This is a genomic window from Kitasatospora nipponensis (assembly GCF_039528135.1).
Classification (GTDB): domain Bacteria; phylum Actinomycetota; class Actinomycetes; order Streptomycetales; family Streptomycetaceae; genus Kitasatospora; species Kitasatospora nipponensis.
The window spans coordinates 36,968-52,628 of record NZ_BAAALF010000003.1 but is presented as its reverse complement, the minus strand read 5'-3'; the positions used below and the strand labels follow the sequence as shown (position 1 = coordinate 52,628).

The 15,661-nt window shown below is 73.4% G+C and carries 13 protein-coding genes and 1 pseudogene; 6 read left to right on the top strand and 8 right to left on the bottom strand.

Annotated elements, in window-relative coordinates; all coding sequences use genetic code 11:
* Positions 1-89: 89 nt before the first annotated feature.
* A complete protein-coding gene (locus ABD323_RS01750) occupies positions 90-425 on the top strand; it encodes an RNA polymerase-binding protein RbpA (protein ID WP_035841977.1) in 336 nt (111 codons plus the stop codon).
* Positions 426-575: 150 nt separating this feature from the next.
* Entirely contained in the window at positions 576-1,169 is a 594-nt protein-coding gene (locus ABD323_RS01745; RefSeq protein WP_344438154.1) for a GNAT family N-acetyltransferase, read from the top strand.
* A gap of 85 nt (positions 1,170-1,254) precedes the next feature.
* Here ABD323_RS01745 and pgl read toward each other — a convergent pair whose 3' ends face one another.
* The 5 genes from pgl to tkt all read right to left on the bottom strand — a co-directional run bounded on the left by pgl (position 1,255) and on the right by tkt (position 8,210).
* Positions 1,255-2,040: a 6-phosphogluconolactonase gene (pgl, locus tag ABD323_RS01740; RefSeq protein ID WP_344438151.1), complete on the bottom strand. Its 786-nt coding sequence runs from the start codon at positions 2,038-2,040 to the stop codon at positions 1,255-1,257.
* The gene (opcA, locus tag ABD323_RS01735) at positions 2,037-3,245 is read right to left on the bottom strand and encodes a glucose-6-phosphate dehydrogenase assembly protein OpcA (protein WP_344438149.1); all 1,209 of its coding nucleotides are present in this window, start codon (positions 3,243-3,245) and stop codon (positions 2,037-2,039) included. Before opcA ends, pgl begins: the two co-directional genes overlap by 4 nt.
* Positions 3,242-4,786 carry a glucose-6-phosphate dehydrogenase gene (gene zwf / locus ABD323_RS01730; protein WP_344438147.1) on the bottom strand — a complete coding sequence of 515 codons (1,545 nt, stop codon included), beginning with the start codon at positions 4,784-4,786 and terminating at the stop codon, positions 3,242-3,244. Before zwf ends, opcA begins: the two co-directional genes overlap by 4 nt.
* 79 nt (positions 4,787-4,865) lie before the next feature.
* Positions 4,866-6,011, bottom strand: a complete 1,146-nt coding sequence (tal, locus tag ABD323_RS01725) for a transaldolase (RefSeq protein ID WP_344438145.1) — start codon at positions 6,009-6,011, stop codon at positions 4,866-4,868.
* A 99-nt stretch (positions 6,012-6,110) separates the two neighbouring features.
* A complete protein-coding gene (gene tkt, locus ABD323_RS01720) occupies positions 6,111-8,210 on the bottom strand; it encodes a transketolase (protein WP_344438143.1) in 2,100 nt (699 codons plus the stop codon).
* A 435-nt stretch (positions 8,211-8,645) separates the two neighbouring features.
* Between tkt and ABD323_RS01715 the strand changes: the two genes are divergently transcribed.
* Together ABD323_RS01715 and ABD323_RS01710 are read left to right on the top strand one after the other, a co-directional pair.
* The gene (locus ABD323_RS01715; protein ID WP_344438141.1) at positions 8,646-9,587 is read left to right on the top strand and encodes a heme o synthase; all 942 of its coding nucleotides are present in this window, start codon (positions 8,646-8,648) and stop codon (positions 9,585-9,587) included.
* 197 nt (positions 9,588-9,784) lie between these two features.
* Positions 9,785-10,123, top strand: a pseudogene (locus tag ABD323_RS01710) (hypothetical protein).
* 121 nt (positions 10,124-10,244) lie between these two features.
* Here ABD323_RS01710 and ABD323_RS01705 read toward each other — a convergent pair.
* On the bottom strand, positions 10,245-11,243 hold the full coding sequence (locus tag ABD323_RS01705) for a COX15/CtaA family protein (RefSeq protein ID WP_344438137.1): 999 nt from the start codon (positions 11,241-11,243) through the stop codon (positions 10,245-10,247).
* Positions 11,244-11,446: 203 nt separating this feature from the next.
* Here ABD323_RS01705 and ABD323_RS01700 point away from each other — a divergent pair, with 203 nt between their 5' ends.
* Positions 11,447-12,868, top strand: a complete 1,422-nt coding sequence (locus ABD323_RS01700) for a choice-of-anchor A family protein (protein ID WP_344438134.1) — start codon at positions 11,447-11,449, stop codon at positions 12,866-12,868.
* Between the two features lie 305 nt (positions 12,869-13,173).
* Positions 13,174-13,875: a sortase-dependent protein gene (locus tag ABD323_RS01695; RefSeq protein ID WP_344438132.1), complete on the top strand. Its 702-nt coding sequence runs from the start codon at positions 13,174-13,176 to the stop codon at positions 13,873-13,875.
* Between the two features lie 70 nt (positions 13,876-13,945).
* Here the strand turns inward: ABD323_RS01695 and ABD323_RS01690 are convergent, their stop codons facing one another.
* Both ABD323_RS01690 and ABD323_RS01685 read right to left on the bottom strand, forming a co-directional pair.
* The gene (locus ABD323_RS01690) at positions 13,946-14,719 is read right to left on the bottom strand and encodes an ABC transporter permease (protein ID WP_344438130.1); all 774 of its coding nucleotides are present in this window, start codon (positions 14,717-14,719) and stop codon (positions 13,946-13,948) included.
* Positions 14,716-15,642 carry an ABC transporter ATP-binding protein gene (locus tag ABD323_RS01685; RefSeq protein WP_344438128.1) on the bottom strand — a complete coding sequence of 309 codons (927 nt, stop codon included), beginning with the start codon at positions 15,640-15,642 and terminating at the stop codon, positions 14,716-14,718. Before ABD323_RS01685 ends, ABD323_RS01690 begins: the two co-directional genes overlap by 4 nt.
* Between the last annotated feature and the right edge of the window lie 19 nt (positions 15,643-15,661).

Genomic DNA, 15,661 nt, shown 5'->3' with positions numbered 1-15,661 from the left:
CGGCGGGTGCAGGTGAGACCGGTCCCGCTGGGGTGCGGTCGGCAGCGTCTGGGTAGACCAGGCGGATAGGGCACGCAGGGAGTCAGACCGTGGCAAGTGGCAACGCCATCCGTGGCAGCAGGGTCGGGGCAGGCCCGATGGGTGAGGCGGAGCGCGGCGAGTCCGCCCCCCGCAACCGGATCTCCTTCTGGTGCGCCAACAAGCACGAGACGCGCCCCAGCTTCGCCGCCGAGGCCGTCATCCCGGACACCTGGGACTGCCCGCGCTGCGGGTTCCCGGCCGGACAGGACGAGCACAACCCGCCGGCGCCCTCGCGCAACGAGCCGTACAAGACGCACCTGGCCTACGTCCGCGAGCGTCGCACCGACGCCGACGGCGAGGCGATCCTCGCCGAGGCGCTGGCCAAGCTGCGCGGCGAGATCTGAGCGACCGGAGGCCGAAGCACCGGGAGCCGGCGGCGCGACGCGCACGGTATCCAGGATGCCGGACCTTCCACACCCGGGCGCGGACCGACACGGTCCGCGCCCGTCGTGCTGCCCGGGGGTGGCGCGGCCGTCCCCGACCCGAGGAGCCGAGTGACCATCAGGACCGAGCGGCTGACCCTGCTGCCGCTGCGCGCCGAGCACGCCGCCGAGATGGCCGAGGTGCTCGGCGATCCCGCGCTGCACACCTTCATCGGGGACGCGCCGTTGACGGCCGAGCAGCTGAGGGTCCGCTACCAGCGGTGGGAGGCCGGCTCGCCGGACCCGGCCGAGACCTGGTGCAACTGGGTGGTGCGGCTGGACGGCGATCCGGCGCGGCCCGGTGGCGAGGTGCGGCCCGGCGGTGAGGCGCGGCCCGGCGACGACGAGGGGCGCGAGGACGGCGCGGGGCCGCTGGTCGGCTGGGTCCAGGCCACGCTGGCGGGCGGTGAGGCGGAGATCGCCTGGGTGGTGGGCACCGGCTGGCAGGGGCGCGGGATCGCCAAGGAGGCCGCCCGCGCGGTGGCCGGGCACCTGGCGGGCCTGCGGGTGGTCGCCCATGTGCACCCCGATCACGCCGCCGCCGGAGGGGTCGCGGCGGCGGCCGGGCTGGCCCCCACCGAGCGGTGGCAGGACGGCGAGCGGCGCTGGGAGCGCGAGCCGCTGGGAGAGTGCGCGCCGGCCCACAGCGGCCCGCTTCGGCCGTGAGGGTGTGACAACGCCGTCGGGGCGGTGCGCAGTTGGCGCACCGCCCCGACGGCGTGTGAGGTCGCCCGGCCGGGCGTGAGGTGTCTCAGGCGGAGGCCGGCGGGTAGAGCTGCGGCGGGATCCGGTCGGCGGCCGCGCGGTCCAGCAGCCAGAGCGTGCGGCTGGTGCCGTACGCCCCGCTGGCCGGGGCCAGCAGCTCGCCCGGACCGGAGAGCGCCAGCGCCACGGCGTCGGCCTTGTCCTCGCCGGCCGCCAGCAGCCAGACCTCGCGGGCCGCGCGGATGGCCGGCAGGGTGAGCGAGATCCGGGTGGGCGGCGGCTTGGGGGCCCCGCGCACCCCGACCACCGTCCGCGCGCTCTCGCGCACGCCCGGGTGCTCGGGGAAGAGCGAGGCCACGTGGGTGTCCGGGCCGACGCCCAGCAGCAGCACGTCGAAGGCGGGCACCCGGCCGCGGTCCTGCGGACCGGCGGCCTTGGCCAGCTCCTGCGCGTACCGCTCGGCGGCGGCCTCGACATCCGCCCCGTCCACCCCGTCCGAGGCGGGCATCGGGTGCACCCGCGCCGGATCCAGCGGCACCCGTGCGAGCAACTCGCCGGTGGCCTGCACCGCGTTGCGGTCCGGATCGGCGGCGGGCACGAACCGCTCGTCGCCCCACCAGAGGTCGAGCCGCGACCAGTCCACCGCGTCCCGCGCGGGGGAGGCGGCGACGGCCGCGAGCAGCGCGTTGCCGTTGCGCCCGCCGGTGAGCACCACGGAGGCGATGCCCCGGGCGGACTGCGCGTCGACGATCTTGGTGATCAGTCGGGCGGCCGCCGCCTGGGCCATCAGCTCCTTGTCGCGGTGCACCACCAGCTGCGGGACGGGACTCACGCGCCGCTCCGCTTGCGGGTGGCCGCCTTCTTGGGCGCGCTCGCGGCCTCGGCCTTCTTCGCCGCGCCCTTGCCACCGGCCTTCTTCGCCGGCGCCTTCTTCGCGACCACCGGCGTGGCCTCGGCCGGGGCGGGAGCGGCCATGGCCGCCTCGCCCGCGGCCTCCGCCACGGCGGCCTCCACGGCCCGCACCTTGGCGGTCACCCGCGCGGTGGCCACCGCCGCCTCGACGACGGTGGTGGTGGCGGGCACGTTCGCCGCCTGCATCTCGGCGGTCGACGGCTCACTGAGCCGCTCCACACCGGTGCGCACCGCGGCCGCGTAGATGTCGTCCGGGTCGAGCCGGCGCAGTTCCTCGGCGATCAGCTCCGCGGTGTCGCGCCGCTTGAGGGCCACTATCCGGTCCGGCGAGCCGGGGATGGAGAGCGTGCCCAGCAGCCCGTCCGGGCGGTCCAGGACGATCGGGCCGTCCTTGCTGCGCAGCGTGACCGAGGTGATGCCGGGGCCGTTGGTGACCACCCGCTCGACCGGCACGTCGAGGCGGTTGGCCAGCCAGAGCCCGAGCAGCTCCACGCTGGGGTTGTAGGACTCGCCCTCGACCACGGCGGAGGTGACGGTGACCGGGCGCTGGTCCAGGGCGGCGGCCAGCATCGAGCGCCAGCCGGTGATCCTGGTCCAGGCGAGGTCGGTGTCACCGGGGGTGTAGCTCTCGGCGCGCACGCTGAGCTGCCCCACCGGCGACTCGGCGGTCACCGCGTCGGTGATCCGGCGCTGGGCGATCGCGCCGAGCGGGTCCTGCGCCGGGTGCAGCGGCGCGTTCTCCGGCCACCAGACCACCACGGGGGCGTCCGGCAGCAGCAGCGGCAGCACCACCGACTGGGCGTGCGAGACGAGTTCGCCGTGCATCCGCAGCACGACCGTCTCGCCCGAGCCGGCGTCGGTGCCGACCAGGATCTCGGCGTCCAGCCGGGTGCCGGCGCGGGCCCGCGGCGAGCGGCCGGCCCGCTTGATCACCGCGAGGGTGCGCGAGGGGTGCTCGCGCGAAGCGTCGTTCGCGGCGCGGAGGGCGTCGTACGCGCTGCCCTCGTCGACCACGATGACCAGCGTGAGGACCATGCCGGCAGCAGTGGAACCGCTGGCCCGGCGGGCGTCCATCAACGCGTTGTTGATCTTGCTTGACGTGGTGTCCGTCAGGTCGATCCTCATGGCCGGCGCCAGCTCCTGCCGTCTCGTGCGAGCATCTCGTCCGCCTCGGCGGGACCCCAGGTCCCGGCCGGGTACTGCGCGGGCTTGCCGTGCTGGTCCCAGTACTTCTCGATCGGGTCGAGGATCTCCCAGGAGAGCTCGACCTCCTGGTGCCGCGGGAACAGGTTGGCGTCGCCGAGCAGCACATCCAGGATGAGCCGCTCGTACGCCTCCGGGCTCGACTCGGTGAACGACTCGCCGTAGGCGAAGTCCATCGTGACGTCCCGGACCTCCATCGAGGTGCCCGGCACCTTGGAGCCGAACCGCACCGTGACGCCCTCGTCCGGCTGCACCCGGATGACCAGGGCGTTCTGCCCCAGCTCCTCGGTCGCGTAGGAGTCGAACGGCAGGTACGGGGCGCGCTGGAAGACCACCGCGATCTCGGTCACCCGGCGGCCCAGGCGCTTGCCGGTCCGCAGGTAGAACGGGACCCCGGCCCAGCGCCGGTTGTTGATCTCCAGCTTGATGGCCGCGAAGGTGTCGGTCTTGGAGTTCGGGTCGATGCCGTCCTCGTCGAGGTAGCCGAGCACCTCCTCGCCGCCCTGCCAGCCGCTCGCGTACTGGCCCCGCACGGTGTGCAGGCCCAGGTCCTTGGGCAGCTGCACCGCGCTGAGCACCTTGAGCTTCTCCGCGACCAGCGCCTTCGGGTGGAAGGAGGCCGGCTCCTCGATGGCGGTGAGCGCCATCAGCTGGAGCAGGTGGTTCTGGATCACGTCGCGGGCCGAGCCGATGCCGTCGTAGTACCCGGCCCGGCCGCCGATGCCGATGTCCTCGGCCATCGTGATCTGCACGTGGTCCACGTACGACCGGTTCCAGATCGGCTCGAACATCGAGTTGGCGAACCGCAGCGCCAGGATGTTCTGGACCGTCTCCTTGCCCAGGTAGTGGTCGATCCGGAAGACCTCGTCGCGCGGGAAGACCTCGTGCACGACCTTGTTGAGCTCCTGCGCGCTCTCCAGGTTGTGACCGAAGGGCTTCTCGATCACCGCGCGGCGCCAGGAGCCCTTCGGCGGGTCGGCCAGCCCGTGCTTCTTGAGCTGCTGCACCACGTTGGGGAAGAACTTCGGCGGCACCGAGAGGTAGAAGGCGAAGTTGCCGCTGGTGCCCTGCGCCTTGTCGAGGTCCTCGATGGTCTGCCGCAGGGTGTCGAAGGCGGCGTCGTCGTCGAAGGTGCCCTGCACGAAGCGCATGCCCTTGGCGAGCTGCTGCCAGACCTCCTCGCGGAAGGGCGTGCGGGCGTGCTCCTTGACGGCGTCGTGCACCTCCTTCGCGAAGTCCTCGTCCTCCCACTCGCGGCGGGCGAAGCCCACCAGCGAGAAGCCCGGCGGCAGCAGGCCGCGGTTGGCCAGGTCGTAGATCGCCGGCATCAGCTTCTTGCGGGAGAGGTCGCCGGTGACCCCGAAGATGACCAGACCCGAGGGGCCCGCGATCCGCGGCAGCCGGCGGTCGGCCGGGTCACGCAGCGGGTTCGCGGGCTGCTGCGGAACCGTTCCTTGCGTCACCTCGGACCCCTCGAGGTCGGGAAATGCCTGTCCATTGCTCACTGCTGGGCTCCGCTTCAGTGCGTCGTGCGAGCAGGGGTCACTTGCCGTCGGCCGCGAAGGAGGCCAGCGAGGCCGTCACGGTGTCGAGCAGCTCCAGCCAGGAGGCCTCGAACTTGGCCACGCCCTCGTCCTCCAGGACCTGCACGACGTCGTCGTAGTCGACGCCGGCCGCGGCCAGCGCGTCCAGCACGGCCTGCGCGTCGGCGTAGGCCGAGGTGATGGTGTCGCCGGTGACCTGGCCGTGGTCGCCGGTGGCGTCCAGGGTGGCCTCGGGCATGGTGTTGACGGTGCCGGGAGCGACCAGCTCGGTGACGTACAGGGTGTCCGGCAGGGCCGGGTCCTTGACGCCGGTGGAGGCCCAGAGCGGGCGCTGCGCCTTGGCGCCGGCCGCCTCCAGGGCGCGCCAGCGCTCGCCGGCCGGCTTCTTGCCGTCGACCGAGCCGAAGACCTCCTCGTACGCCTGGTAGGCGAGGCGGGCGTTGGCCAGCGCGGCCTTGGAGCGCAGCTCCTTGGCCTCGCCGCCGATGGCGTCCAGGCGCTTGTCGATCTCGGTGTCGACCCGGGAGACGAAGAAGGAGGCCACCGACTCGATCGAGGAGAGGTCGATGCCCTTGGCCTTGGCCTGCTCCAGGCCGGTCAGGTAGGCGTCGATGACGGCCTTGTAGCGCTCCAGCGAGAAGATCAGCGTGACGTTGACGCTGATGCCCTTGGCGATGACCTCGCTGATCGCCGGCAGGCCGGCCCGGGTGGCGGGGATCTTGATGAAGACGTTGGGACGGTCCACCAGCCACCACAGCTGCTTGGCCTCGGCGACCGTGACGGCGGTCTCGTGGGCCAGGCGCGGGTCGACCTCGATGGAGACCCGGCCGTCGCGGCCGTTGCTCGCGTCGTAGACCGGGCGCAGCACGTCGGCGGCGTCGCGCACGTCCGCCGTGGTGATCATGCGGATCGCCTCGTCGGTGGTGAGCTTGCGCACCGCCAGGTCGCGCAGCTGGGCGTCGTAGGAGGAGTCGCCGCTGCCGGCGATCGCCTTCTGGAAGATCGTCGGGTTGGTGGTCACGCCCACCACGTGCTTGGTCTGCACGAGCTCGGCCAGGTTGCCGGAGGTCAGCCGGCTGCGGCTGAGGTCGTCGAGCCAGATCGCCACGCCTTCGTCGCTGAGGCGCTTCAGTGCGTCAGTCATGCTGCTCAGTCCTTCGATCATCGGTACGTCAGGTAGCGGGAGGGGCCGCGCACCCGCCGGGGTCGGCTGGTGTCCGCCGGGTGCGCGGCCCGGGGAGGCCTAGCGGTTGACGGCTTCCAGCGAGCGGAGCGACTTGTGGGCGGCGTGCACCACGGCCTCGGCGGTGATGCCGAACTCCTGGAACAGCACCTGGAAGTCGGCCGAGGCACCGAAGTGCTCCAGGCTCACGATCTGGCCGTGGTCGCCGACCAGCTCGCGCCAGCCCTGGGCGATGCCGGCCTCGACCGAGACGCGGGCCTTGACGGTCGAGGGCAGGACCTGGTCGCGGTAGGCCTGGTCCTGCTCGTTGAACCACTCGATGGACGGCATCGAGACCACCCGGGTGGCGATGCCCTCGGCCTCCAGCACCTCGCGGGCCCGGACCGCGAGCTGCACCTCGGAGCCGGTGCCGATCAGGATCACCTTGGGGGCGCCGTCGGAGGCCTCGGCCAGCACGTAGCCGCCCTTGGCGGTGCCCTCGGCGGAGCCGAAGACCTCGCGGTCCCAGGTCGGCACACCCTGGCGGGTCAGCGCCAGGCCGACCGGGCCGGGGTGGCTGGTGTGCCGCTCCAGCACGGTGCGCCAGGCGACGGCGGTCTCGTTGGCGTCGGCCGGGCGGACCATCGACAGGCCCGGGATCGCCCGCAGCGCGGCCAGGTGCTCGACCGGCTGGTGGGTCGGGCCGTCCTCGCCGAGGCCGATCGAGTCGTGCGTCCAGACGTAGGTGACCGGCAGCTTCATCAGCGCGGCGAGCCGCACCGCCGGGCGCATGTAGTCGGCGAAGACCAGGAAGGTGCCGCCGAAGACCCGGGTGTTGCCGTGCAGGGCGATGCCGTTCATGGTCGAGCCCATGGCGTGCTCGCGGATCCCGAAGTGGATCGTGCGGCCGTAGGGGCTGGCCGACTTGAGCGGGTTGCCTTCGGGGAGGAAGGAGCTCTCCTCGTCGATGGTGGTGAGGTTGGACTCCGCGAGGTCGGCCGAGCCGCCCCACAGCTCCGGGATCACCGCACCGAGTGCCTTGAGGGTGTCGCCGCTGGCCTTGCGGGTGGCGACGTCCTTGCCGGCCGGGAAGGACGGCAGCTGCTTCTTCCAGCCGTTCGGCAGCTCGCCGGCCTGGACGCGGTCGAACTCCGCGGCGCGGGCGGCGTCGGCCGCGCGCCACTCGGCGAAGGACCGCTCCCACTCGGCCCGGGCGGCCTTGCCGCGCTGGATCACCTGGCGGGCGTGGCTGAGGACCTCGTCGGAGACCTCGAAGGTGCGCTCCGGGTCGAAGCCCAGCACCTTCTTGGTCGCGGCGATCTCGGCCGCGCCGAGCGCCGAGCCGTGGGCCTTGGCCGTGTTCTGCGCGTCGGGGGCGGGCCAGGCGATGATCGTGCGCATCGCGATGATGGACGGGCGCGAGGTCTCGGCCTTGGCCGCGGTCAGCGCGTCGGCGAGGGCCTGCACGTCGATGTCGCCGCTGTCCTTGGGGCTGATGCGCTGGACGTGCCAGCCGTAGGCCTCGTAGCGCGCCAGGACGTCCTCGGAGAAGGCGGTCTGGGTGTCGCCCTCGATCGAGATGTGGTTGTCGTCGTAGACCGCGACCAGGTTGCCGAGCTTCTGGTGGCCGGCCAGCGAGGACGCCTCGGCGGAGATGCCCTCCTCCAGGTCGCCGTCGGAGACGATGGCCCAGATGGTGTGGTCGAACGGGGAACTGCCCGGGGCGGCCTGCGGATCGAAGAGGCCGCGCTCGTAGCGGGCGGCCATCGCCATGCCCACCGCGTTGCCGATGCCCTGGCCGAGCGGGCCGGTGGTGGTCTCCACCCCGGCGGTGTGGCCGTGCTCGGGGTGGCCCGGGGTGCGGCTGCCGGCGACCCGGAACGCCTTCAGGTCGTCCAGCTCCAGGCCGTAGCCGGAGAGGAAGAGCTGGGTGTAGAGGGTCATGCTGGTGTGCCCGGGGGAGAGCACGAAGCGGTCGCGCCCGACCCAGTGGGGGTCCGTCGGGTCGTGGCGCAGGAAGCGCTGGAAGAGGAGGTAGGCCGCGGGGGCGAGGGCCATCGCCGTGCCGGGGTGCCCGTTTCCGACCTTCTGGACCGCGTCCATGGCCAGGACCCTGGCCGTGTCAACGGTCCGCTCGTCCAGCTCGGTCCACTCGATTGCGTTCGTCGGCGTGGTGCTCACCCTTCTCAGGGCTCCTTCCGTATTGAAGTGTGACCCCGTGAAGGGGACCGGGTCGGCCACGTCGCTGTGGGCCGGATGTCGTTCGGTCATGCCGGTCACGGAGGGTTGATCCCGCTTCTTCGGGTGAGCCTACCGTCCGGCCCGGGGGCCGCCTTCCGTGTGGCAGCAACCGGTGGTTTCGCGGCCTCATTCCCGGTTCCGGCGGGGGTGGCGCACCTGCGTCGCCGGTACTACCTTGGCCTGTTTTGTCCGGGGTCGGCCACCGGCGAACTGCGGAGTTCACCCACGGGTGTGCGGTTGGGCCCCGTCAGCGGACCCCGGGGCGGATCGGGAGATATGCACCGTCTAAGGTGGCGTGGTACGCGCAGCGTGAACGGATTCACGAGCAATCGACCCGTGGACGCCTGCGAAGCTTCATCTTCAGTTGGGGTGTTCGTGACCGCCGTCGAATCCCGCCCCGCCGGGGTCCTCGGGACGACCCCCGCGCACCGGCCGTTCGGGGCCCGTGTCGGGGCATTTGTCGCACTGACCAAGCCTCGGATCATCGAGCTGCTGCTGATGAGCACGGTGCCGGTGATGTTCCTGGCGCAGCGCGGGGTGCCCGACCTCTGGCTCGTCCTGGCGGTCGTCATCGGGGGGTACCTCTCCGCCGGTGGGGCCAACGCGCTGAACATGTACATCGACCGCGACATCGACGCGGTGATGAGCCGCACCGAGCGCCGGCCGCTGGTGACCGGGATGGTCTCGCCGCGCGAGGCCGTGGTCTTCGGGATCACCCTGGGAGTCGTCTCCACCCTGTGGCTGGGCTACTTCGTCAACTGGCTCGCCTCCGGGTTGGCGCTGGCGGGGCTGCTCTTCTACGTCTTCGTCTACACGCTCGGCCTCAAGCGGCGGACCGCGCAGAACATCGTCTGGGGCGGCATCGCCGGCTGCATGCCGGTGCTGGTCGGCTGGGCGGCGGTGACCGGCTCGCTGAGCTGGGCGCCGTTCGTGCTCTTCCTGGTGATCTTCTTCTGGACGCCGCCGCACTACTGGCCGCTCTCCATGAAGGTCCGCGACGACTACGCGAAGGCCGGTGTGCCGATGCTGCCGGTGACCGCCGGCAACCTCGCGGTGGCGCGTCAGATCGTGGCCTACTCCTGGGTGATGGTGGGGGTCTCGCTGCTGCTCTGGCCGCTGGCCCACACCAGCTGGCTGTACCCGGTCTCGGCGGTGCTGCTCGGCGGCTTCTGGCTCAAGGAGGCGCACGGCCTGCACGCCCGGGCCAAGGCCGGCCTGGAGGGGGCCAAGCTCAAGGAGATGCGGCTGTTCCACTGGTCCATCACCTACCTGACGCTGCTGATGGTGGCGATCGCGATCGATCCCTTCACCGGGTGACCGGCTCCCTCGGGTAGCGAGCCCCTCACCCGGTACTTGGCCGCAGACGGCCCCGGCGTTACACGACACGCCGGGGCCGTCGGCGTTCCCGCCCCCGGGCCTGGCGGCCGGCCGGGTCGAGGTCCGGTGGCGCGCTGTGGTCGGCGGCACACGTCCCTGCCGTCGCCAGCTCCGCTACCCGTGGGTAGCATGCGGGCATGAGCAGCGCAGAGACCCTCGCCCCCGCCGCTTCGGACGCCCGCGCCGAGCGCCGCGCCAAGCGCATCGCCAAGAACCTGACCGCGTTCGCCCGGCAGCACGGCGGCAGCGCCGACGGCGTGGTCGAGTACGTCGGCCGGGTGGCCACCCGGATCGTGCTGGTGGGCCAGGACGGCTCCTGGGGCGACCAGGTGGCGCCCAGCTAGCAGGTCGGCCGCCGGGCCGCCGAGCTGGCCGGCGTCACGCTGCACGACTCCTTCGAGGGCGAGCTCGCCCTGAAGGTGCGCACCGGCTCGTACGAGTGGAAGCGGATGGCGGGCATCCAGCTCGGCGGGTGACGCTCCGCCGGCCGGTCCGGGTACGGGCCGGACCGACCGGCGAGCCCACGAGACAGGCCCTGGCCCCCCGGTGCGGTGGGGGCCAGGGCCTTCGTGCTGCCGGCGGGTTCGGGCGGACGGCTCAGACGGCGGTGCGCTGGGCGCTCAGGGCCGGCGCGTCGACCGGCTCGACCCCGCCGACCCGGTCCCCGTCCTCGGCGGCGGGCGCCTCGACGTCACGGGTGCGCAGCGCCAGCGGGATCCGCAGCGCGGCGATCCAGGTCAGCGTGGCACCGAGCATGTGCAGGCCGACCAGGACCTCGGGCACGTCGGTGAAGTACTGCACGTAGCCGATCACGCCCTGGGCGAGCAGCACCACGAAGAGCTCGCGGCCGCGGGCCCGGGCGGCCGCCGGCGCCTTGACCGCCGCCAGCACGAAGATCACCGCCAGCGAGAGGCCGACCACCGCGAAGGCCAGGTCGGCGTGCACCTGGGCGAGGCGGTCGTAGCCGATCGGGATCCGCGGCACGTCGCTGGAGTCGCCCGGGTGGTGACCGGCGCCGGTCACCAGGGTGCCGGCCACCACCAGCGCGCCGGTCACCCCCACCAGGACGCCTGCCAGCTGTCGCAGCGGGCCGGCGACCAGCGGCCGGACCGGTCCGTCGCCCTCCTTGGCGCGCTCCCAGGTCAGCAGGGCGACCCAGACCAGTGCCAGCGCCGCGAGCATGTGGGCGGCCACCACGTACGGGTTGAGGCCGGCCAGCACGGTGATGCCGCCGAGCACGGCGTTGCTCATCACCACCCAGAACTGGGCCCAGCCGAGCCGGGTCAGCGGGCGGCGCCAGGGCCGGGCGCAGCGGGCCGCCAGGATCGCCCAGCCGACCGCCGCGCAGAGCACGTAGGTGAGCATCCGGTTGGTGAACTCGATGACGCCGTGCACGCCCATCGCGGGCGTCGGCGTCAGGCTCTCGGCGGTGCAGGTGGGCCAGGTGCTGCAGCCGAGGCCGGAGCCGGTGAGCCGGACCGCGCCGCCGGTCACCACGATGACGACGCTCATCACCAGCGCGCTCAGTGCGGCCCGCCGCACGAGGGTGGCGGACGGCTGCCAGCGTTCGGCGAGCAGGGAGAAGGGGGTACGCACGGATTCATCCTAGGTTGCCCCCGGGGCGATCTTGCGGCGGGGGCGCGGGCCGCCGGCGCGCGGTGGGGGCCGGACCCGGTGGGGCGACAAACCGGGACCCTCCGGATCAGGTCGGACATTGGTCTTGACCATTGTGGCCGCCGGCCGGGAGAGTGCGCTGTCATCCCCCATCCGCACCGCACCCACCAGCGGAGATCCAGCACATGCGCATATCCGTACCCGCCGCGGCCCTGGCCCTGGGCGGCTCGCTCGCCCTGGGCGCGCTCGTCGCGCCGGCCGCCCTCGCCACGCCCGCCGTCCCCGTCACGCCCGCCGCCGCGACCTGCCAGGGCTTCGGCGTGGCCGGCCTGTACGGGGAGTTCGTCGAGGGCGACGACTCGCACGGCCCGGACGCCGAGGGGGCGGTGGCGGTCGGCGGCAACGCCGACTTCGGTCACGGCTTCAGCGTCGGCCAGGAGCTGACGGACGCCCAGGTCAAGGCGCTGCCCGGCGGCAACGCGCTGGTGGTCGGCGGGAACATCACGGTCGGTGACGGCAACACCGAGGTGATGAAGGGCAACGGCGTCTACGCCGGCCGGAAGTTCGGCGCCGGCCGGCTGGAGGGGCACGCGGGCACGGTGGTGCACGGCCCCTCGCCGATCGACTTCGCCGCCGAGTTCGCCACGCTGCGCGGCCTGTCCGCCGCGCTCGCCGCGCGCGGCGCCTCGGCCGGCAGCACGGTCCTCGCCGAGGGCAGCGGTGCCGCGGCGACCCTGACGCTGACCGGCACCGACAGCGCCTACAACGGCTTCGTGGTGAGCGCGGCGCAGTTGGAGGGCGCCCGGGCGATCCGGCTGAAGGTCCCGGCCGGCGCGGTCGCGGTGGTCACCGTGACGGGGGAGGGCTACGACTCGCGGTCCGCCGGCACCACCTCGATGTGGCTCTGGGACCACACGAAGCAGGGCTACGTGCTGGACGACAAGCTGCAGAGCGCGGACGGCGGCGCGGTGCGCGCCGCGCTGCTGTGGAACCTGCCGACCGCCACCACGGTGGTCAAGAACAGCGCGCTGGCCTGGGCCGGCAGCGTGCTGGCCCCCGACGCGGCCTTCGACCTGGGCACCGGCGGCCCGGTCAACGGCTCGGTGATCGCCCGTTCGCTGACCGGCAGCGGGGGAGCGGAGACCCACCACTCCCCGTTCACCGCCTGCCTCCCGGTGCCGCCGGTGCCCTCCGGCGCGCCCAGCCTGCCGCCGACCGTGCCGTCGAGCTCGCCGCCGAGCGGCGGCCCGGCCGCCCCGAGCGCGCCGGTGTCCACCCCCTCGACCCCGGGCAGCACCCCCGGCGGGCCGAGCACGCCGGGCGTCACCGCCTCGCCGACCGCCCCGACCGCCCACCCGGCGACCACCCCTGCAGGCGCTCGGCCGTCGGGCAGCGCCCCGGCGCCGGCCGCGGTGGCCACCACCCCGTCGGGCGGAGCGGTGGCCACGCCGGGCGCGGCGAGCCCGAGCCCGGCCGCCCCGCACGGCGGCCTGGCGTTCACCGGCGCGGACGGGATCGTTCCGCTGACGGTGGGCGGCCTGCTGGTGCTGGCGGCCGGTGGTGGCATCGTGCTGGCCACCCGGCGCCGGGCGGCCCGGAAGTCCTGATATTTGCTCAGCTGTCCCGAATCGGACCCCTGTTGATCATCTCCGGTCACAGGGGTCCGACTATTTTGACGTCATGTGATCAAAGCAACGTGGCTGGATCGCGCGGCCGTTGCCTGAGGTGAGACGGGTATCGGCCCGCTCCAGCACGCCAACCCCCCACCGCACAGACGTAATCCGGCCGTTCTGCGGGGGTGGAACGGGGCGCGGGTGCCGGTAGAGTCCCCCGCACCAGGTGTAGTCGGTCGCTTACGGATCTTTGCAACGCCCGTGCTGCACAGTCCTGTACGGAAGAGGAACACATGGTTATGGCGCGACAGAGGCTGATATCCGGCCGCACACTCGCCGGGGCGGCGACGCTCGCGGTGCTCTCCACCGGGCTGCTGGCCACCGCGGCCTCGGCGCACACGTTCGACATGACCACGACCTGCTCGTCGGTCACCATCGACCTCACGTCGTACCAGGCGAAGGCCGACAACGAGGTCAGCCTGACCCTGGACGGCGAGAAGAAGCTCGACAAGGTCAAGTTCGACACCGCGTTCCACCAGGTCTTCACGGTGCCGACCGACCATCCCAAGCCGATCACGGCGGTGCTGGTCGTCTACACCTCGGACGACCCCAAGGGCGAGAACCACTGGTCCGGCACGGAGACCAAGACCCTTCAGGTCTGCCCGACGCCGACGCCGACGCCGACGCCCAGCCCCACCACGGCGCCGCCCTCACCGAGCCCGAGCCCGAGCTCCGTGGCGCCGACCACCCCGGCGCCGACCACTGCGGCACCCAGCACCGTGGCGCCGGCCAGCGCCAGGCCCAGCAGCGCGGCGCCGACCTCGGCGGCCCCGGTGGTGGCCACCTCGGCCGTGCCCAAGCCGAGCAGCACCGCGCCCTCGCTCGCCTTCACCGGCGGCGGCAGCAACGCCGGCCTGATCGCCGGGGTGGGCGCGGCGGTGCTGGTGGTCGGTGGCGGGCTGGTCTACGTCGGCCGCCGCCGGCCCGACGGCCGGCACTGAGCACGGGCCGCCCGGCCGGGCCCGCGGGGACCGCGACGGTCCCCGCCCCCCGGGCTTCGCTGCGCCGGGTCTACTCCCAGCGGAAGAACCGGGCGGCCGCCGCCAGGGCCAGCACCGCCCAGCCGGCCAGGATCCCGAGGTCCGACCAGGGCAGCGACGCGCCGTTCTGCAGCACCGAGCGCAGTCCGTGCGACAGCGCGCTGATCGGCAGCAGGCCCAGCACCGACTGCACGGCGGCGGGGAACCTGCTCAGCGGCACGATCACCCCGCCGGCCAGCAGCAGCAGGATGAAGACCAGGTTGGCGCCGGCCAGGGTGGCCTCGGCCTTCAGGGTCCCGGCCATCAGCAGGCCCAGGCCCGAGAAGGCGGCGGTGCCCAGCACCAGCAGCAGGGCCACCGCGAGGGGGTCGCCGTGCGGCGACCAGCCCAGCGCCAGCGCGATCACCGAGAGCAGGGCGACCTGGAGGACCTCGGTGACCAGCACGCAGCCGGTCTTGGCGCTCAGCAGCGCCCAGCGCGGCAGCGGGCTGGCCCCCAGGCGCTTGAGCACCCCGTAGCGGCGCTCGAAGCCGGTGGCGATGGCCTGGCCGGTGAAGGCGGTGGACATCACGGCCAGCGCCAGCAGTCCGGGGGCCAGGAAGTCCACCCGCCGGCCGGGGCCGGTCACCGCGACCACGTCGACCGCGCTGAAGAGCACCAGCAGCACGGTGGGGATGACCACCGTGAGCAGCAGCTGCTCGCCGTTGCGCAGCAGCATCCGGGTCTCGAACGCGGTCTGGGCCAGCAGCATCCGGGCCAGCGGGGCCGCGCCGGGCTTCGGCGCGTAGGTGCCGGGAGTGGTCATGAGCGCAGGTCCCGTCCGGTCAGTTCGAGGAAGACGTCCTCGAGGCCGCGCCGCTGCACGGTCAGCCTCTCGGGCAGCACGCCGGCGTCGGCGCACCAGGCGGTCACGGTGGCGACCAGCCGCGGATCCATCGGCGCCTGCACCCGGTAGCTGCCGGGCGCGAGTTCGGTCGCCGCGGCGCCGTCGGGGAGCACCTTGGTGAGCGCGCCGAGGTCGAGGCCGGCCGGGCCCTCGAAGTGCAGGCTGCTCTCGGCGCCGTCGCGGCACAGCTCGTCGGGGCTGCCGCCGGCGATCACCCGGCCGCGGTCGACGATCGCGACCGCGTCGGCGAGCTGCTCGGCCTCGTCCATGGCGTGCGTGGTCAGCACCACGGTGACGCCGTCGCGGCGCAGGTCGCGCACCAGGTCCCAGGTGGCCCGGCGGGCCTGCGGGTCGAGTCCGGCGGTGGGCTCGTCCAGGAAGACCAGCTCGGGGCGGCCGACCACGGCCATCGCCAGCGCGAGCCGCTGCTGCTGCCCGCCGGAGAGCCGGCGGTAGGTGGTCCGGCCGCAGGAACCCAGGCCCAGCCGCTCGACCAGCGCGTCCACGTCCAGCGGGTGGGCGTGCAGCTTGGCGGTGTGCCGGAGCATCTCGACGGCGCGGGCGCCCGCGTACACGCCCCCGGCCTGGAGCATCACCCCGATCCGGGGCCGCAGCTCGGCCGCCTGCCGCTGCGGGTCGAGGCCCAGCACGCGCACGGTGCCCGCGTCGGGGCGGCGGTAGCCCTCGCAGGTCTCGATGGTGGTGGTCTTGCCGGCTCCGTTGGGCCCGAGCACGGCGGTGACGGTGCCGCGCTCGATGCGCAGGTCCAGGCCGTCCACCGCGGTCTTGTCGCCGTACCGCTTGACCAGCCCGGCGATCTCGACCGCGGGTGTTGTCTGCATACCGGCGAGTGTAAGAGGG